We start from the raw sequence: 14,843 nt of genomic DNA on the forward strand, positions 1-14,843 counted from the left end.
CGTCCGGATCGCTCCGTCGCGGCCCGCTCCATCCGCTCCCGCCGCCGCTTCGGTTCGCCGGCCGAGCGAGCCTCCCTTGCGACGGGACGGGGGGAGTCTAGGACGGGCCCCAGCTACGGCGGGATAGGGACGCTGCTTTTTTGGGAAGGCGAGCGGAGTCAGGGGGTTGGCGGCGCGGGATATGCTGGCAATCGGTGAATACCTAGCATTCCCTTCCCCCATTTCGGGGGAAGGTGGGCCGTGGAGCGGCTCGGATGGGGGCCCTGTCCGCGCCGCGATTGGCGGGAGACGGATCCAGCCTGACCAGCCCCAATCCGTCAGGCTTCGCCTGCCACCTTCCCCCGAAATGGGGGAAGGAAATATGTATGGTATTTTAATACCGTTATTACATAGGTGAGTATTTTCAATATGATAACGGCTATGCACCACTTCACTCTGCCTTGACCCCACGCCCCCCTTCCTCTATCAGCGCGCCTTCCGCTCGTCCCCGTCATCGGGAGGGGCACCCGATCGTCTCCCAGGACCCTTGAAATGCTGAAGAGCACCACGGCTTCGCTGAAGCCGGCCGAGGTCACGAAGAAATGGATCCATATCGACGCTGAAGGCGTCGTGGTGGGCCGTCTCGCGACCTTCATCGCCAACCGTCTGCGCGGCAAGCACCGCGGCGACTACACCCCGCACGTCGATTGCGGCGACTATGTCGTCGTCACCAACGTCGACAAGGTGGTGTTCACCGGCAAGAAGATCACCGACAAGATCTACTACCGCCACACCGGCCACCCGGGCGGCGTCAAGCAGACGACCCCGGAGAAGGTCCTGAACGGCCGCTTCCCCGAGCGCGTGCTCGAGAAGGCCGTCGAGCGCATGCTGCCCAAGGAGAGCCCGCTGGCCCGCCTGCAGATGACGCACCTGCGCCTGTTCGCCGGCGCCGCGCACACCCACGAAGCCCAACAGCCGGAAACGATCGACTTCAAGTCGGCCAACTCCAAGAACACCCGGAGCGTCTGAGCATGACCGACGTGACTGCTGAAACGCCCGTCGTCGAGAACGACGCTCCCGCCGCCACCGGCTTCGACGCCCTGCGTGGCATGGGCACCGTAGGCGCGGGCGAAGAGCACCCTGTCTACGTCCAGAAGCTGGACGCCCAGGGCCGCGCCTATTCGACCGGCAAGCGCAAGAACGCGATCGCCCGCGTGTGGATCAAGCCCGGCTCGGGCAAGATCACCATCAACGGCAAGGATCAGATGCAGTATTTCGCCCGCGAAATCCTGCGCATGATGATCGCCCAGCCGCTGGAAGTGACCGACCGCCTGACCCAGTTCGACGTCGACTGCACCGTGCAGGGCTCGGGCCTGTCGGGCCAGGCCGGCGCCATCCGCCACGGCCTGTCGCACGCCCTGACCCACTATGAGCCGGCGCTGCGCCCGGTCCTGAAGCCGCACGGCTTCCTGACCCGCGACAGCCGCGTCGTCGAGCGCAAGAAGTACGGCCGGGCCAAGGCCCGCAAGTCCTTCCAGTTCTCGAAGCGCTAAGGCGGTTCAGATACGGTATGGAAGGGGGCGCTTCGGGAAACCGGAGCGCCCTTTTTCTTGTCCGGGCGACAGATCAAATCGGGGGAGGCCACATCCATGCTGAGACTGGATCACCTGACGATCCTGGTCGGTTCGATCGAGGGAAGCCGAAGCTTGTACGAGACCCTGCTACCGCTTCTGGGGTTCTCCCGAACGACCCGTGAGAACTGGACGGACGGGAAGGGCTTCTTCTTCCAGTTCCTGGAGGCCCGGGACGGGACGCGTCCCTATGAGCGTTATGGGGTCGGTCTCAATCATATGGGCTTCGGCGCACCGGACCTGACGACGGTCGAGCGCATCCGGGACGCGATGGCGCTGGCCGGCCATGAAGCGCAGATTCAGAACCTGGGCCCGGCGAAATGCCTGTTCCTGAGGGACCCTGACGGCATGCGGGTCGAAGTCAGCTGGTACCCGCCCGGCGCCGACGTTGTCGACTGAGCGTGTAATGACCTCCACCATCTTCATCGACGGCGAGGCCGGGACCACGGGACTGGAGATCCGCGCGCGACTGGCGGCCACAATCCTGTCCTTCTCCCGATGGGAGAAGGTGGCGCGCAGCGCCGGATGAGGGTCGGCTGCGGCAGTCGGCGCAAGCCGTGGCCCGGTTTGGGCGGCGGCTGACGCCGAGGGATAGAGACGACCCACACCCTTTCGGGCAAGAACGACGGCTGCGCCGTCGTGCGCTCAAGCCCTCTCCCGGTGGGAGAGGGGATGGAGTTGGAATGACGTATTCGGTTTTCATCGACGGCGAAGCGGGCACCACCGGTCTGGACGTGCTGCGGCGGCTGGAGGCGCGGGAGGATCTGGAGATCATCGCGCTGGGCGAGCGGCGGCGCGATGTGGCGGCGCGGCGGGAGGCGTTGAACGGGGCCGATGCGGTGATCCTGTGCCTGCCGGACGAGGCGGCCCGGGAGGCCGTGGCGATGATCGAGAATCCCGCCGTGCGGGTGATCGACGCCTCGACGGCGTATCGGGTCGATCCGGCCTGGACCTATGGGTTCGCCGAGATGGCGGCGGGTCAGCGGGAGAAGATCGCGGCGGCGACCCGGGTGTCGAACCCGGGCTGTTATCCGACGGGGTTCATCGGCCTGGTCCGGCCGCTGGTGTCAGCCGGGATCATCCCCGCGGGCTGGCCGGTGACGGTCAATGCGGTGTCGGGCTATTCCGGCGGCGGCAAGGCGATGATCGCGGAGTTCGAGGCCGGCGGGGCGGGGGCGTTCCGCGCCTATGGCCTGTCGCTGAAGCACAAACATGTGCCGGAGATGACGCTGCACACGGGGCTGGAGCGGCCGGTGCTGTTCGCGCCGGCGGTCGGGGCGTACCGGCAGGGGATGCTGGTCGAGGTTCCGCTGCAACTGGCGGCCCTGCCGTCGTCGCCGTCGGTCGAGGTGGTGCACGGGGCGCTGGCCGAGGCCTATGCGGGCTGCCGGTTCGTCGAGGTGGCGGAGCTGGAGGCGAGCGAGGCCCTGACCGGGATCGATCCGGAGGGGCTGAACGGGACCAACAAAATGCGCCTGCATGTGTTCGGCGACCGGGACGGGGCGCAGGTGCGGCTGGTCGCCCTGCTGGACAATCTCGGCAAGGGGGCGTCGGGGGCGGCGGTGCAGAACCTGAACCTGATGCTGGGGCTGGCGGAAGACATCGGGCTTTCGTGATTTCCGCTATCGTCATCCTGCGGCGAGCGTAGCGAGACCGGAGGACCCAGCGGCGCGCGCGAGCGCGAACCTGCCGGGAGCGCGGCTGGACAGGTCGCCTTCGGCGCCGCTGGGTCCCGGCCTTCGCCGGGATGACGATAGCGGGAGTGGGGGGTTGAAACCTGCGGCACAGTGCAGACGTATCTCCCGTCATGACCCAGATCTCTCGCCGCGCCCTTCTGTCCACCGCCGGGGCGTTCGCCGTGTCCGCCTGTTCGCCGGAGAGCGCGGATGCGTCCGTGCGCCAGTATGCGAACTCGCCGTTCCGGCGGCTGACCGACGCCCAGTGGCGGGCGCGCCTGCCGGCGGCCAGCTATCAGACGCTGCGGCACGAGGCGACCGAGCGGCCCTACACCAGCCCGCTGAACGATGAGCACCGCGCCGGGACCTTTGTCTGCCGCGGCTGCGACTTGCCGCTGTTCCGGTCGCAGTGGAAATACGATTCCGGCACCGGGTGGCCGAGCTTCTATGAGGTGATCGCCGCCAACATCGGGACCAAGACCGACTTCGCGATCGGCTTCCCGCGCACGGAATATCACTGCGCCCGCTGCCTGGGGCATCAGGGGCACCTGTTCATGGACGGGCCGCGGCCGACCGGAAAACGCTATTGCAACAACGGCGTGGCGCTGAGATTTCAGCCGGCCTGACGGTGCGCCTTGAGGGCGGATTCGACGGTGGCGCCGAACCAGATCGAGGCGATCAGGACCAGCAGGCCATAGTCGGGCCCGGGCCAGAACACCGGGATGGCGGCCGACAGGCTGACCAGCATCGGGAACAGGCTCGCCCAGGCGGTCGCGCCGCGGCTGTCCGGATGGATCATCGGCGGGCGCGGCGGGGTCTTCATCATCCGCAGCATCACGGGGTTCAGCAGCACGAAGCCGCCGGCGCAGATGAAGGCGAGCAGCGGATTGCGGAACAGGGCGGACGGCGGGCCGTAGACGGTGGTGGTGACGACCACCAGAAGCAGGGCGAAGCCGGTGGAGATCGCCAGCAGCAGATTGGGTTCCAGACGCTTCAACTCTTCACCTTCACATAGGACCCCGGCGCCGGCTCTATCGGCGAAAGCGGGCCCTTTTTAGGGTCGCGGGCGGGGATCCAGTCGCCGGACCGCTCATGCAGCCAGGCGGCCCAGTGCTCCCACCAGCTGCCCGGATGTTCCTCGGCCCTGGCCTGCCATTCGGCCAGGGTCGCGGGCAGGGCGGGGTTGGTCCAGTGCTGGTATTTGTGGGCCGAGGGCGGATTGACCACGCCGGCGATATGGCCCGAGCCGGCGAGGGTCAGGGTGACGTCGGCGTTGGAGAAGGCCCGGGCCGAGCGGTAGACCGAATTCATCGGCGCGATGTGGTCCTCGCGGCTGGCCTGGAAATAGAGCGGGATGGTCACCTTCGACAGGTCGACCTTGACGCCGCCGATGGTGAACTCGCCCCGGGCGAGGCGGTTCTGGCCGTACATGGAGCGGAGGTAGTCCATGTGCAGCTTCTTGGGCATCCGGGTCTGGTCGGCGTTCCAGAACAGCAGGTCGAAGGCCGGCGGATCCTTGCCCATCAGATAGTTCGAGACAAAGAAGGACCAGATCAGGTCGTTGGCGCGCAGGGCGTTGAAGGTCTCGGCCATGGCCGCGCCGGGCAGGACGCCGCCGGCGGCGTCCATCTGCTGCTCGATCTCATTGAGCCAGTGCTCGTCGGTGAACAGCAGCAGGTCGCCGGCCTCGGCGAAATCGTGCTGGGCGGCGAAGAAGGTGTTGGCGGTGACGCGCTTGTCGCCTTTCGCCGCCATATGGGCGAGGGCCGCCCCCATCAATGTGCCGCCGATGCAGTAGCCGACGGTGTTGATGTGCTCGGCCTTCGACTGCTCCAGCGCCTTCTCGACGCAGCGGTAGATGCCTTTTTCCAGATAGTCGTCGAAGCCGAAACCGGCCTTGTCCTTGTCCGGATTGACCCAGGAACAGACGAAGACGGTGAAACCCTGGGCCGAGAGCCAGCGGATCATCGAGTTCGCGGGCTGGAGGTCGAGGATGTAGAATTTGTTGATCCAGGGCGGGAAGATCAGCAGCGGAATGGCGCGCTGCTTCTCCGTCGCGGCGTCGAACTGGATCAGTTCGAACAGCTCGTCGCGCCAGACGACCTGGCCCGGGGCGGTGGCGACGTTCTCGCCGACGACGAACTTTCCGTAGTCGGCCTGGCTGATTTTCAGCTTGCCGGCGCCGCGCTCCATGTCGGCGGCGAAATTCTGCATCCCCTTGACCAGCGATTCGCCGTTGGTCTCGGCCAGGGCCTTGAGGGCGGCGGGGTTGGAGGCGAGGAAGTTGGAGGGGGAGAAGGCGTCGGTCAGGAGCTTGGTGAAGAATTCGGCCCGGCGCTTGGTCAGGGGATCGACGTCCTCGACGCTGGAGACGAGGCCGTTCATCCAGTCGGAGGTGACCAGATAGGACTGGCGCATGACGTCGAAGGCCGGGTTTTCGGACCAGGCCGGGTCCTTGAAGCGCTTGTCCTTCGAGGGCGACGCGGGGGTCTCGTCGCCGGCGGCGCGGCGGGTGGTGGAGGCCCACAGGTCCATATAGCGGTTGAACAGGTCGGCCTGGGCGGCGAACAGCTTGTCGGGGCGCGAGGCCAGGCTGGTCATGACCGAGTTCATCGCCGGCCCGACGTTGAACGGGTCGGGCGACAGGGCGGCGGGGCGGTCGGCCTGGGACAGGGCGGCCTCGGCGATGGCCGACTGGGCCGTCATGGCGGCCTTGGCCAGGTTCATCGACAGGGTTTCGAGCAGTTGCCGCTGGTCGGCGCCGGGGAAGGTGAAGGCGTCTGCGGCAGGCGCGTCCGCTTCGGGCGGCGGCGGGGGCGGCGTCGGTCTCGGCTCCGGCTCGGGCGCGATCTTGACCTGGGCGGCGCGGGGGCGGGGCGGCTTGGCCGAGGTGGGTCTGCCGGATTTGCGCGGCGCGCGGCGCGGCGCGTCGGCGGTCGGCGGGCTGGGGCGCTTGGCCATGGAGAGCTCCGGATGTCGTCAGAACGGTCGCGGGCGCCGCGCGCGCCCTTCCGCCTGTGGCGATCATGGCATATGACCGCCCCTGATATGAACGCGCCGATCCGGAAAATTGCTGTCGTGATGTCCGCAATCGCCATGGGCGGCGGTCTGACGGCCTGCGCGGCGGCGTTTGACCCGGTGACAGACACCGCTTCGCCGGTGGCGCCGCGGGTCCAGGCCCTGGTTGACGCCAATCGCCGGTACCCGGACTGGGCCGATTTCCCGCGGTCGACCGAACCCCTGCCCGAACCGGGCGCGATCGCGGCCGAGGTCAGTACGCTGCGGGTCACCGGCGGGGCTCTGGCCGGCGAGGTCTCGCGCATCGACTGGCAGATCACGGACGCGCCGGCTGATTTCGCGGCGGGGGTGCAGGCCCGGATCGATTCCGTACCCGTCGCCCCGGTGACGGCGGAAACCCTGGCCGAGATCGAAGACTTCGTGCGGCGCACGCGCGAGCGGGGCCGGGCCCCGCCGCCGGTGGATCGCCGCTGAACCCCATCCAACGCTCGCCCGGACGGCAGAATCCGGGGACCATCGTCTCAGGAGACCCACGCATGGCCAAACCGGCCCCCTACGCCTCGACCCTCGCTGCAGACGCCGCACGGGTGACCGAACTGGCCGCCATCGCCAGCTATGCCGGCATCGGCCGTGGCGACGAGAAGGCGGCGGACCAGCTGGCCGTCGACGCCATGCGCACGGCCCTGAACGCGCTCGATATCGACGGCAAGATCGTCATCGGCGAGGGCGAGCGCGACGAGGCGCCGATGCTCTACATCGGCGAGAAGGTCGGCACCGGCAAAGGTCCGGCCATCGACATCGCGCTCGATCCGCTGGAAGGCACGACCCTGACGGCCAAGGCCATGGCCAATGCGCTGTGCGTGCTGTCGATGTCGCCGGGCGGCGGCATGCTGCACGCGCCCGACACCTATATGGACAAGATCGCCATCGGGCCCGGCTTCGCGCCCGGCACCGTCGATCTGGACATGACGCCCCAGGACAATGTCCGCTCGCTGGCCTCGGCCAAGGGGGTAAACCCCTCCGAGATCACCGTTTGCGTCATGGACCGGCCGCGCCACGCGGACCTGATCGCCGCCCTGCGCGAGGTCGGGGCCAAGGTGGTGCTGATCACCGACGGCGACGTGGCGGGGGTGATCCATACGGCCGAACCGGAGACGGGCATCGACCTGTATCTGGGGTCGGGCGGGGCGCCGGAGGGCGTGCTGGCGGCCAGCGCGCTGAAATGCGTCGGCGGCCATTTCCAGGGGCGGCTGATTTTCCGCAACGACGACGAGCGGGCGCGCGCGGCCAAGACGGGCGTGACCGATCTGGACCGAAAGTATGACCTGCACGAACTGGTGTCGAAGGACGCCATCTTCGCCGCCACGGGCGTAACCAAGGGCGCCATGCTGGACGGGGTCAAGGTCGCCGACGGCTTCGTCTCGACCCATACGCTGGTGATGGATTCCTCGACCCGGACGGTCCAGCGCATCCGCACGATCCGGCCGCTCTGATGGCGGACGGGAGCGCAGGCTCGGGATTTGGGCCGGCGTTTCTGGGCGTCTCCCGCTCCCTGTCGGGCCGCGAATGGCGGCAGCGGCCCGCCGAGGCCGGGCTGATCCGGGCGCATATGCAGACGCTCAACCTCGAGGAGCCGCTGGCGCGGGCGCTGGCGGCGCGGGGCGTGCGGGCCGATCAGGGCGCGGACTTCCTGACCCCGACGCTGAAGGCCCTGTTCCCCGATCCGTCCAGCTTCATGGACATGGACGCGGCGGCCGAGGCCATCCTCGACGCCCTGCAGGCCAGGGCCTCGATCCACGTCTTCGCCGACTATGACGTCGACGGGGCCTCCAGCGCCGCCCTGCTGGTGCGCTGGTTCCGGGCCCTGGGCGCCGAGCTGCCGATCTATGTGCCGGACCGGGTCACCGAGGGCTATGGGCCCAGCGCGCGAGCGTTCGACACGCTGAAGGCCTCGGGCGCCGATCTGGTCATCACCGTCGACTGCGGCGCGGCGGCCAATGAGGCGGTGGCCCATGCGGCGGCGATCGGGCTGAAGGTCGTGGTCATCGACCATCACATGATGCGCGAGCATCCGCCGGTCTGCGCCGCCGTGGTTAATCCGAACCGGCCGGGCTGCAACTCGGGGCAGGGGAATCTCGCCGCAGCGGGGGTGGTGTTCGTGCTGCTGGCGGCGCTGAACCGCGAGGCGCGGCGGCGCGGGATGTTCGCCGACGTCAAGGAGCCTGACATCCGCCAGTGGCTGGATCTGGCGGCCATGGGGGCGATCTGCGACGTCACCGGCCTGACCGGCTTCAACCGCGCCCTGACCAGCCTGGGCCTGCGGGTCATGTCGGACTGGGGCAATCCGGGGCTGCGGGCCCTGCTGGCGGCGGCGGGGGCTGAGCCGGGGCCGGCCAAGTCGAATCACGCGGGCTTCATCCTCGGGCCGCGGATCAACGCCGGCGGGCGGATCGGCAAGTCGGATCTCGGCGCGCGGTTGCTGTCGACCGACGACCCGGCGGAGGCGGCGGCGCTGGCGCAGGAGCTGGACGCCCTGAACATCGCGCGACGCGAGGTGGAGAAACAGGTCACCGATCAGGCCACGCGGATGGTCGAGGCAACCGGCGCTCATGCCGACGGCTCGGCTGTGGTGGTGATCGCGGGCGACGAATGGCACCCCGGCGTGGTCGGCATCGTCGCCGGCCGCCTGCGCGAACGCTGGCGCAAGCCGGTGGTGGTGATCGGCGTCGATGCGGTGAACAGTCTCGGCAAGGGCTCGGGCCGGTCACAGCCGGGCATGAACCTGGGCAGGGCCGTGCAGGCGGCATGGGAGACGGGCGTGTTGATCGCCGGGGGCGGCCACGCCATGGCGGCCGGGCTGACGGTTCGGGCCGACGACATCGACCGGCTGCGCGACTTTCTGAATGAACGGATGGCCGGCGAGCAGGCGGCGGCGGACGCCCTGGACCATGTCGAGATCGACGCCCTGATCGACCCGGGCGCGGCGACCCGGGCCCTGTTCGAACAGTTCGAGCAACTGGCGCCGTTCGGGCCGGCCAATCCCGAGCCGCTGTTCGCGCTGGAGCATGTCCAGGCGCGCGACGCCGTGGCCATGAACGGCGGCCATGTGCGGTGCCGGCTGGTCGGGGCCGACGGGGCCTCGGTCAAGGCCATCGCCTGGCGTTGCGCCGACCTGCCCGGCGGGCAGTCGCTGCTGTCCGGGCAGGGCGGGCTGAGCGTGGTCGGGCGGCTGAAGGCGGACGACTGGAACGGCCGCAAGGGCGTGCAATTCGAGATCGAGGACGTGGCCGATCCACGGATGGCGTAAAGCCCCGGCATCCCGACGGGAAAATGGGGCGGACAAGGGTTGCACCGTCCGGAATCGGCGGCTATATCGCCCGCTCTCCGCGCAGCGGTCCCTTCGTCTATCGGTTAGGACGTCAGGTTTTCAACCTGAAAAGAGGGGTTCGACTCCCCTAGGGACTGCCAGCGCGGAGCTTCCCTTTTTCGCTATCAGACGTCGCGACGCCGGACCCTTCGTGGTTTGGTGCGTTTGAAGGACGCGTCCGACGCGCGGACGGGGAGGCGCCCGGTTGATCAGCATGTCCGAAGACCCGTCCCGGGCGCCGTCGCGCGATCCGTCGGCGGTTGAGCGTCCCGAGACCATTCTGATGGTCGAGGACAATCCGGATGTCCGGGTCATGGGCGAGACCCTGCTGGTTGACGCGGGTTTCGTGGTCCATACGGCCGCCGACGCCGGCGAAGCCCTCGATCAGCTCCGGGCCGGCCTCGGGTTCGACCTGCTGTTCACCGACATCGTCATGCCGGGCGACCTCGACGGGATCGGCCTCGCCGCCGAGGTCGGACGCCTCAGGCCGGGGACGCCGGTGCTGTTGACCACAGGCTGGGCCGACCGGGTCCGGGACCAGGCGGATCAGCGTCCCGACCTGGAAATGATCGCCAAGCCATACCGGCAGGTCGACCTCGTCCGGAAGATTCGCCGGCTGCTGGACCGTGGCCCCGCGGGCCCCTGAGCAGATTCATTTCGCTTTTGGAGCGAAACCGGCGTTTTTCGCTTTTCCGGGGTTCACAGAACCGTGTTAAACAAGCGCCGCCCGTACTGACTGACGGGCAGGGGGAAGGCTGTGTCGGACTACGAGGGCGTTGAGACAGTCGCGACGGTTCGCATCGCGGGCCGGGTGAAATGGTTCGATCCCGGCAAGGGGTACGGATTCGTCGTGCCGGATGACCCCACCCTGACCGACATGAAGGACGTGCTGCTGCACATCTCCAGCCTGCGCGACGCCGGGCGGGATGCGGCGGCCGAGGGCGCGCCGATCAGCTGTGAGTGCGCCCGCCGGCCCAAGGGCTGGCAGGTGACCGAGGTTCATGACCTCGGCGAGGGCGACCCCGAACTGGTCGCCGCGCCCCGGCGCACCGGCTATGAAGGCCTGCGGCAGACCGCGCGATCCGCGGAGGATGCGGACGGCCTGGTTTCGGGCGCGCCGATGGAGCTCGCGGTCGTAAAATGGTTCAATCGCACCAAGGGCTACGGATTCGTGGTGCGCGACGGCGAAGCGGGCGATATCTTCGTCCATGTCGAGACGTTGCGCCGCTGCGGGCTGGATGACCTGCTGCCCGGCGAGACGGTCTCGGTGCGATTCGCCGAGGGCCCCAAGGGTCTGGTGGTCGCGGAAATCAGACCGGGCGGATGAACCATCCGTCCCCGTGAGGATGGACAGGCAATGATGAACCGTCGTGGACTTCTGGGCGCCCTGTCCGGCCTGGTGCTGCTGGCCGCCTGCGCCGGGGCCGGCGCGCCGCGCGACGCCAAGGGCGATCCGCTTGAGCCGCTGACCGTCACCACCGCGAGCGGCGAACACCGCTTCATGGTCGAGATCGCCGATGACGACGCCGAGCGCCAGCGCGGCATGATGGAGCGCGAGCCCCTCGCCGACGACCGCGGCATGCTCTTCCAGTTCCCCGACGTCGCCGAGCGCGGCTTCTGGATGCGCAACACGCCCAACTCGCTGGACATCATCTATATCGACCCGAACGGGCGGATCGTCTCGATCGCCAAGAATGCGACGCCCCTGTCCGACGCCATCATCCCGTCGAACGGGCCCGCCAGCGGCGTGCTGGAGCTGCGCGCCGGCCGCGCCGACGAGATCGGGGCCCGGCCCGGCGACAAGGTCAGCCACCCCTTCTTCGCCGAATAGCGAAACCGCGCGTTGCGGCGCGGCGTCGAGTGTGCCAAATCCCGCCGCCGGAGTGTAGCGCAGCCTGGTAGCGCATCTGGTTTGGGACCAGAGGGTCGGAGGTTCGAATCCTCTCACTCCGACCAATTGCTTCCTAGACCACGGTCCCGAACAACCGGCCGATGCCGGCGGTGGCGGCCATGGCGATGACGCCCCAGAAGGCGACACGCAGCACGGACCGCGGGACATTGGCCCCGCCGGCCATGGCCCCGAGCGCGCCCAGCCCCATCAGCCCGGCGAGGGCGATGACGCTGACCCAGACGATCACGGTCTCCAGCGGCGCCAGCAGCACGACGACCAGGGGCGGGGCGGCGCCGAGCGCGAAGGTCGCGGCCGAGGTCAGGGCCGCCTGAACCGGGCGGGCGGTGCTGAAGTCCGAGATTCCCAGCTCGTCGCGCGCATGGGCGCCCAGGGCGTCCCGGGCCATCAGCTGCTGCGCGACCTGGCGCGACAGGGCCGGATCGACGCCGCGGGCGGCGTAGATGGCGGCCAGTTCCCGGACCTCGGCCTCGGGATCCGCGGCCAGTTCGGCGGTCTCGCGCGCGAGGTCGGCCTTTTCCGTGTCGGACTGCGAGCTGACCGAGACATATTCGCCCGCGGCCATCGACATGGCGCCGGCGACGAGGCCGGCGACGCCGGCGATCAGGACTCCGCCGCGCGACGCCTCGGCCGCGGCCACCCCGACCACCAGACTGGCCGTGGAGACGAGGCCGTCGTTGGCCCCGAGAACGGCCGCGCGCAGCCAGCCGATGCGGGCGACGAGGTGACGCTCGGGATGATGATCCATCCGGCTCATGATCATCGGCGTCCCAGCATGCGCCGCAATGTCGGGTCGCCCAGGACGTAGTGGTGAAACAGGGCGGCGGCCGCGTGCAGGCCGATCAGCCAGTAGCCGGCCACGCCGAGGGTTGTGTGCAGCTCTTCGACCTGTTCGGCCAATCCCTCGTTCGGCCCCACGAGGGGCGGCAAGGCGAGGCCGAAGAAGGGAATGGGGTCGCCCTCGGCGCTGAGGGTCAGCCAGCCGAGCAGCGGCATGGCGATCATCAGGGCGTAGAGGGCCACATGCCCGACCGCCGCGGGCCAGCGGGTCCAGCCCGGCGAGAGCGACAGCAGCGGCGTCCGCCAGCGCGCCGCCAGCCGGATCCAGACAAGGACGAACACCGAGAGGCCCAGCATGAAATGCCAGGTCTTGAGCCCCTCGCGGATGTCGCTGCCGCGCGGCCAGAATTCGCGCAGCTCGATGCAGGCGTAGACGGCGGAAAGCAGGAGCAGCATCAGCCAGTGCAGGGCGATCGAGAACCGGCTGAGCCCCGTCGTCCGGTTCCGAACCGCAGTCATCTGAATCGTCATCGGCGCGTTCCTGGAGAGGGTGATTGGTCAGCATGGCGCGTCGCCGGCCGGCCGGCCTTGATCTGGCGCAACCGGGCCGCCGGTCAGATCGCCGCCAGCGCCCGCTCGAGGTCGGCGTACAGGTCGTCGACGTTCTCGATCCCGACGGACAGCCGCACCAGATTGTCGCCAATGCCGCAGCGGGCCTTGGCTTCGGGGCTGTAGTCGGAATGGGTGGTGCTGGAGGGGTGGGAGACCAGGCTCTCGGTGCCGCCCAGACTGACGGCGAGCTTGAACAGCTGCAGGGCGTTGAGCATGCGGAAGGCCTCGGCCTCGCCGCCCTTGAGGCGCAGGGAGAAGGTCGAGCCGGCGCCGCTGCACTGGCGGGCGAACAGGGCCTGCTGGCCGGGCGAGGACTCGGCGCCGCCGGCGTCGAGGACGGCCTCGATCTTCGGATGACCGCGCAGGCGGGCGACCAGGTCCATGGCGTTGGCCTGTGAGCGCTCCATGCGGATGTGCAGGGTCTCGAGGCTGCGCATCAGCAGCCAGGCGGTGTGAGGGTCGGTCGTCGTCCCGCAGATGGTGCGCATCTCGCCGACCCGGGCCATCAGGTCGGCGCGGCCGAGGCAGGCCCCGGCGATCAGGTCCGAATGGCCGCCGACGTATTTGGTCAGGGAATAGAGGACCAGGTCGGCGCCGTGCCGCAACGGCTTCTGCCACAGGGGGCCGAGGAAGGTGTTGTCGACCACCAGCAGGGGCGGCTCGGCCAGGCCGAGGTCGCGGATGGCGGCGGCGGCGGCCTGAAGGTCGATCAACTGGTTGGTCGGGTTGGCCGGGGTCTCGACATAGACCGCCGCCAGCCGGCCGCCGGTCGCGGCGGCGTCGTCGGAGGCCGAGCGGATCGCCGTCGTCAGGGCCTCGCCGCCGTCGCAGTCGGCGACGCTGACCGTCCGGATCCCCATGCGCGGCAGGATGCGGTCGAACAGATATTCGGTGCCGCCATAGGCCGGGGCGGTATAGACGATCACGTCGCCGGGGCGGCTGAGGGCCAGCATGGTGGTCGAGATGGCGGCCATGCCGCTGGAGAAGACCAGCGCCTTGTCGGCGGCGTCCCAGACAGCCAGCCGGTCCTCGAGAATCTCGAGATTGGGGTTGTTGATCCGCGAATAGATCAGGCCGAGGGCCTCGTCGGGATCCTTCTGGCGCAGGCCGTAGGCGACCTCGAAGAAGCGTTTGCCGTCCTCGGCCGATTTGAAGACGAAGGTCGAGGTCTGGAAGATCGGCGCCTTGATCGAGCCCTCCGACAGGGTCGGGTCGTAGCCGTAGCCCATCATCAGGGTCTCGGGCGCCAGGGTGCGCTCGCCGAGGGTGCGGCTGCGATGTCGACTCATGGGGACGCTTCCTTGTTGTTGCCGGTTGAATAGGCCGGGCGCGGGCCGAGGCCAAGCAGGGGCGCTGGACCCGGCGCGGGTCACGCGGTATCTGGGCGCGGCGCGGGCCGGCCCGCCGTCGTCACGAGGATTGGTCATGCTCGCCCGCATCTATCGCCCCGCCAAGACCGCGATGCAGTCCGGCAAGGCCTCGTCGAGAGGCTGGCGGCTGGAGTTCGAGCCGGCGTCGGCGCGCACCATCGACCCGCTGATGGGCTGGACCAGCTCCAGCGACATGAACGGCCAGGTGCGACTGAGCTTCGACTCGGCCGAGGAGGCGGTGGCCTATGCCGAGCGCCACGGCATTCCGTTCCGCCTGCATGAGCCGCAGGAGGCGCCGGTGATCCTCAAGGCCTATGCCGACAATTTCGCCACCGGCCGCAAACAGCCCTGGACGCATTAATTCGGGGGCGGCTAACGCTCGCCGCGCGGCGGCTTGCTGCTTGAGCCGCAGGGTCAGGGCGGCTAACGCTCGCCGCAGCCATCGGCGCCCATAGCTCAACCGGATAGAGCACCCGCCTTCTAAGCGGACGGTTGCAGGTT

18 protein-coding genes and 3 tRNA genes (1 of these 21 cut by a window edge) are annotated in these 14,843 nt (G+C 68.9%); 16 read left to right on the plus strand and 5 right to left on the minus strand.

Going from position 1 to position 14,843, the window contains the following annotated elements:
- Window positions 1–531: 531 nt before the first annotated feature.
- From rplM to msrB, 6 genes are all read left to right on the plus strand, one after another.
- Window positions 532–1,008 (plus strand): 50S ribosomal protein L13, encoded by a 477-nt coding sequence (gene rplM, locus B2742_RS10355; RefSeq protein ID WP_292065847.1) that lies wholly within the window; start codon window positions 532–534, stop codon window positions 1,006–1,008.
- 2 nt (window positions 1,009–1,010) lie between these two features.
- Window positions 1,011–1,532 carry a 30S ribosomal protein S9 gene (gene rpsI, locus B2742_RS10360; protein ID WP_414633060.1) on the plus strand — a complete coding sequence of 174 codons (522 nt, stop codon included), beginning with the start codon at window positions 1,011–1,013 and terminating at the stop codon, window positions 1,530–1,532.
- A 96-nt stretch (window positions 1,533–1,628) separates the two neighbouring features.
- A complete protein-coding gene (locus B2742_RS10365; protein ID WP_292065850.1) occupies window positions 1,629–2,009 on the plus strand; it encodes a VOC family protein in 381 nt (126 codons plus the stop codon).
- 7 nt (window positions 2,010–2,016) lie between these two features.
- The gene (locus B2742_RS10370; RefSeq protein WP_292065853.1) at window positions 2,017–2,139 is read left to right on the plus strand and encodes a hypothetical protein; all 123 of its coding nucleotides are present in this window, start codon (window positions 2,017–2,019) and stop codon (window positions 2,137–2,139) included.
- 154 nt (window positions 2,140–2,293) lie between these two features.
- The gene (argC, locus tag B2742_RS10375) at window positions 2,294–3,226 is read left to right on the plus strand and encodes an N-acetyl-gamma-glutamyl-phosphate reductase (protein ID WP_292065856.1); all 933 of its coding nucleotides are present in this window, start codon (window positions 2,294–2,296) and stop codon (window positions 3,224–3,226) included.
- A gap of 191 nt (window positions 3,227–3,417) precedes the next feature.
- Window positions 3,418–3,912, plus strand: a complete 495-nt coding sequence (gene msrB / locus B2742_RS10380) for a peptide-methionine (R)-S-oxide reductase MsrB (protein WP_292065859.1) — start codon at window positions 3,418–3,420, stop codon at window positions 3,910–3,912.
- On the opposite strand, the gene B2742_RS10385 is transcribed toward msrB, so the two are convergent.
- Window positions 3,900–4,283 carry a hypothetical protein gene (locus B2742_RS10385; protein WP_292065861.1) on the minus strand — a complete coding sequence of 128 codons (384 nt, stop codon included), beginning with the start codon at window positions 4,281–4,283 and terminating at the stop codon, window positions 3,900–3,902. The genes msrB and B2742_RS10385 overlap by 13 nt on opposite strands.
- Window positions 4,280–6,247 (minus strand): class I poly(R)-hydroxyalkanoic acid synthase, encoded by a 1,968-nt coding sequence (gene phaC, locus B2742_RS10390; protein ID WP_292065864.1) that lies wholly within the window; start codon window positions 6,245–6,247, stop codon window positions 4,280–4,282. Before phaC ends, B2742_RS10385 begins: the two co-directional genes overlap by 4 nt.
- Window positions 6,248–6,367: 120 nt before the next feature.
- Between phaC and B2742_RS10395 the strand changes: the two genes are divergently transcribed.
- The 8 genes from B2742_RS10395 (at window position 6,368) to B2742_RS10430 (ending at window position 11,627) form a co-directional block, all read left to right on the plus strand.
- Complete coding sequence (locus B2742_RS10395) at window positions 6,368–6,778, plus strand: hypothetical protein (protein ID WP_292065867.1); 411 nt, start codon at window positions 6,368–6,370, stop codon at window positions 6,776–6,778.
- Window positions 6,779–6,840: 62 nt separating this feature from the next.
- Window positions 6,841–7,797 carry a class II fructose-bisphosphatase gene (gene glpX, locus B2742_RS10400; protein ID WP_292065869.1) on the plus strand — a complete coding sequence of 319 codons (957 nt, stop codon included), beginning with the start codon at window positions 6,841–6,843 and terminating at the stop codon, window positions 7,795–7,797.
- Window positions 7,797–9,611 (plus strand): single-stranded-DNA-specific exonuclease RecJ, encoded by a 1,815-nt coding sequence (recJ, locus tag B2742_RS10405; RefSeq protein ID WP_292065873.1) that lies wholly within the window; start codon window positions 7,797–7,799, stop codon window positions 9,609–9,611. The genes glpX and recJ overlap by 1 nt, the downstream gene beginning before the upstream one ends.
- An 86-nt stretch (window positions 9,612–9,697) precedes the next feature.
- A tRNA-Glu gene (locus tag B2742_RS10410) sits at window positions 9,698–9,772 on the plus strand.
- A 113-nt stretch (window positions 9,773–9,885) separates the two neighbouring features.
- Window positions 9,886–10,317, plus strand: coding sequence for a response regulator (locus tag B2742_RS10415; RefSeq protein WP_292066195.1), 432 nt, complete (start codon window positions 9,886–9,888; stop codon window positions 10,315–10,317).
- Window positions 10,318–10,428: 111 nt separating this feature from the next.
- Window positions 10,429–10,998, plus strand: a complete 570-nt coding sequence (locus B2742_RS10420) for a cold-shock protein (RefSeq protein WP_292065875.1) — start codon at window positions 10,429–10,431, stop codon at window positions 10,996–10,998.
- A gap of 30 nt (window positions 10,999–11,028) precedes the next feature.
- Complete coding sequence (locus B2742_RS10425) at window positions 11,029–11,502, plus strand: DUF192 domain-containing protein (protein WP_292065879.1); 474 nt, start codon at window positions 11,029–11,031, stop codon at window positions 11,500–11,502.
- Between the two features lie 48 nt (window positions 11,503–11,550).
- A tRNA-Pro gene (locus B2742_RS10430) sits at window positions 11,551–11,627 on the plus strand.
- 8 nt (window positions 11,628–11,635) lie between these two features.
- On the opposite strand, the gene B2742_RS10435 is transcribed toward B2742_RS10430, so the two are convergent.
- The 3 genes from B2742_RS10435 to B2742_RS10445 all read right to left on the minus strand — a co-directional run bounded on the left by B2742_RS10435 (window position 11,636) and on the right by B2742_RS10445 (window position 14,261).
- The gene (locus B2742_RS10435; protein ID WP_292065882.1) at window positions 11,636–12,337 is read right to left on the minus strand and encodes a VIT1/CCC1 transporter family protein; all 702 of its coding nucleotides are present in this window, start codon (window positions 12,335–12,337) and stop codon (window positions 11,636–11,638) included.
- Between the two features lie 2 nt (window positions 12,338–12,339).
- Entirely contained in the window at window positions 12,340–12,891 is a 552-nt protein-coding gene (locus B2742_RS10440) for a cytochrome b (RefSeq protein WP_292065884.1), read from the minus strand.
- An 83-nt stretch (window positions 12,892–12,974) separates the two neighbouring features.
- Window positions 12,975–14,261 carry a cystathionine gamma-synthase family protein gene (locus B2742_RS10445; RefSeq protein ID WP_292065887.1) on the minus strand — a complete coding sequence of 429 codons (1,287 nt, stop codon included), beginning with the start codon at window positions 14,259–14,261 and terminating at the stop codon, window positions 12,975–12,977.
- Window positions 14,262–14,397: 136 nt separating this feature from the next.
- Between B2742_RS10445 and B2742_RS10450 the strand changes: the two genes are divergently transcribed.
- Both B2742_RS10450 and B2742_RS10455 read left to right on the plus strand, forming a co-directional pair.
- Window positions 14,398–14,703: an ETC complex I subunit gene (locus tag B2742_RS10450; RefSeq protein ID WP_292065889.1), complete on the plus strand. Its 306-nt coding sequence runs from the start codon at window positions 14,398–14,400 to the stop codon at window positions 14,701–14,703.
- An 84-nt stretch (window positions 14,704–14,787) separates the two neighbouring features.
- Window positions 14,788–14,843, plus strand: a tRNA-Arg gene (locus B2742_RS10455) (it continues 19 nt past the right edge of the window).

This window comes from Brevundimonas sp. UBA7664 (genome assembly GCF_002483305.1).
Taxonomy (GTDB): domain Bacteria; phylum Pseudomonadota; class Alphaproteobacteria; order Caulobacterales; family Caulobacteraceae; genus Brevundimonas.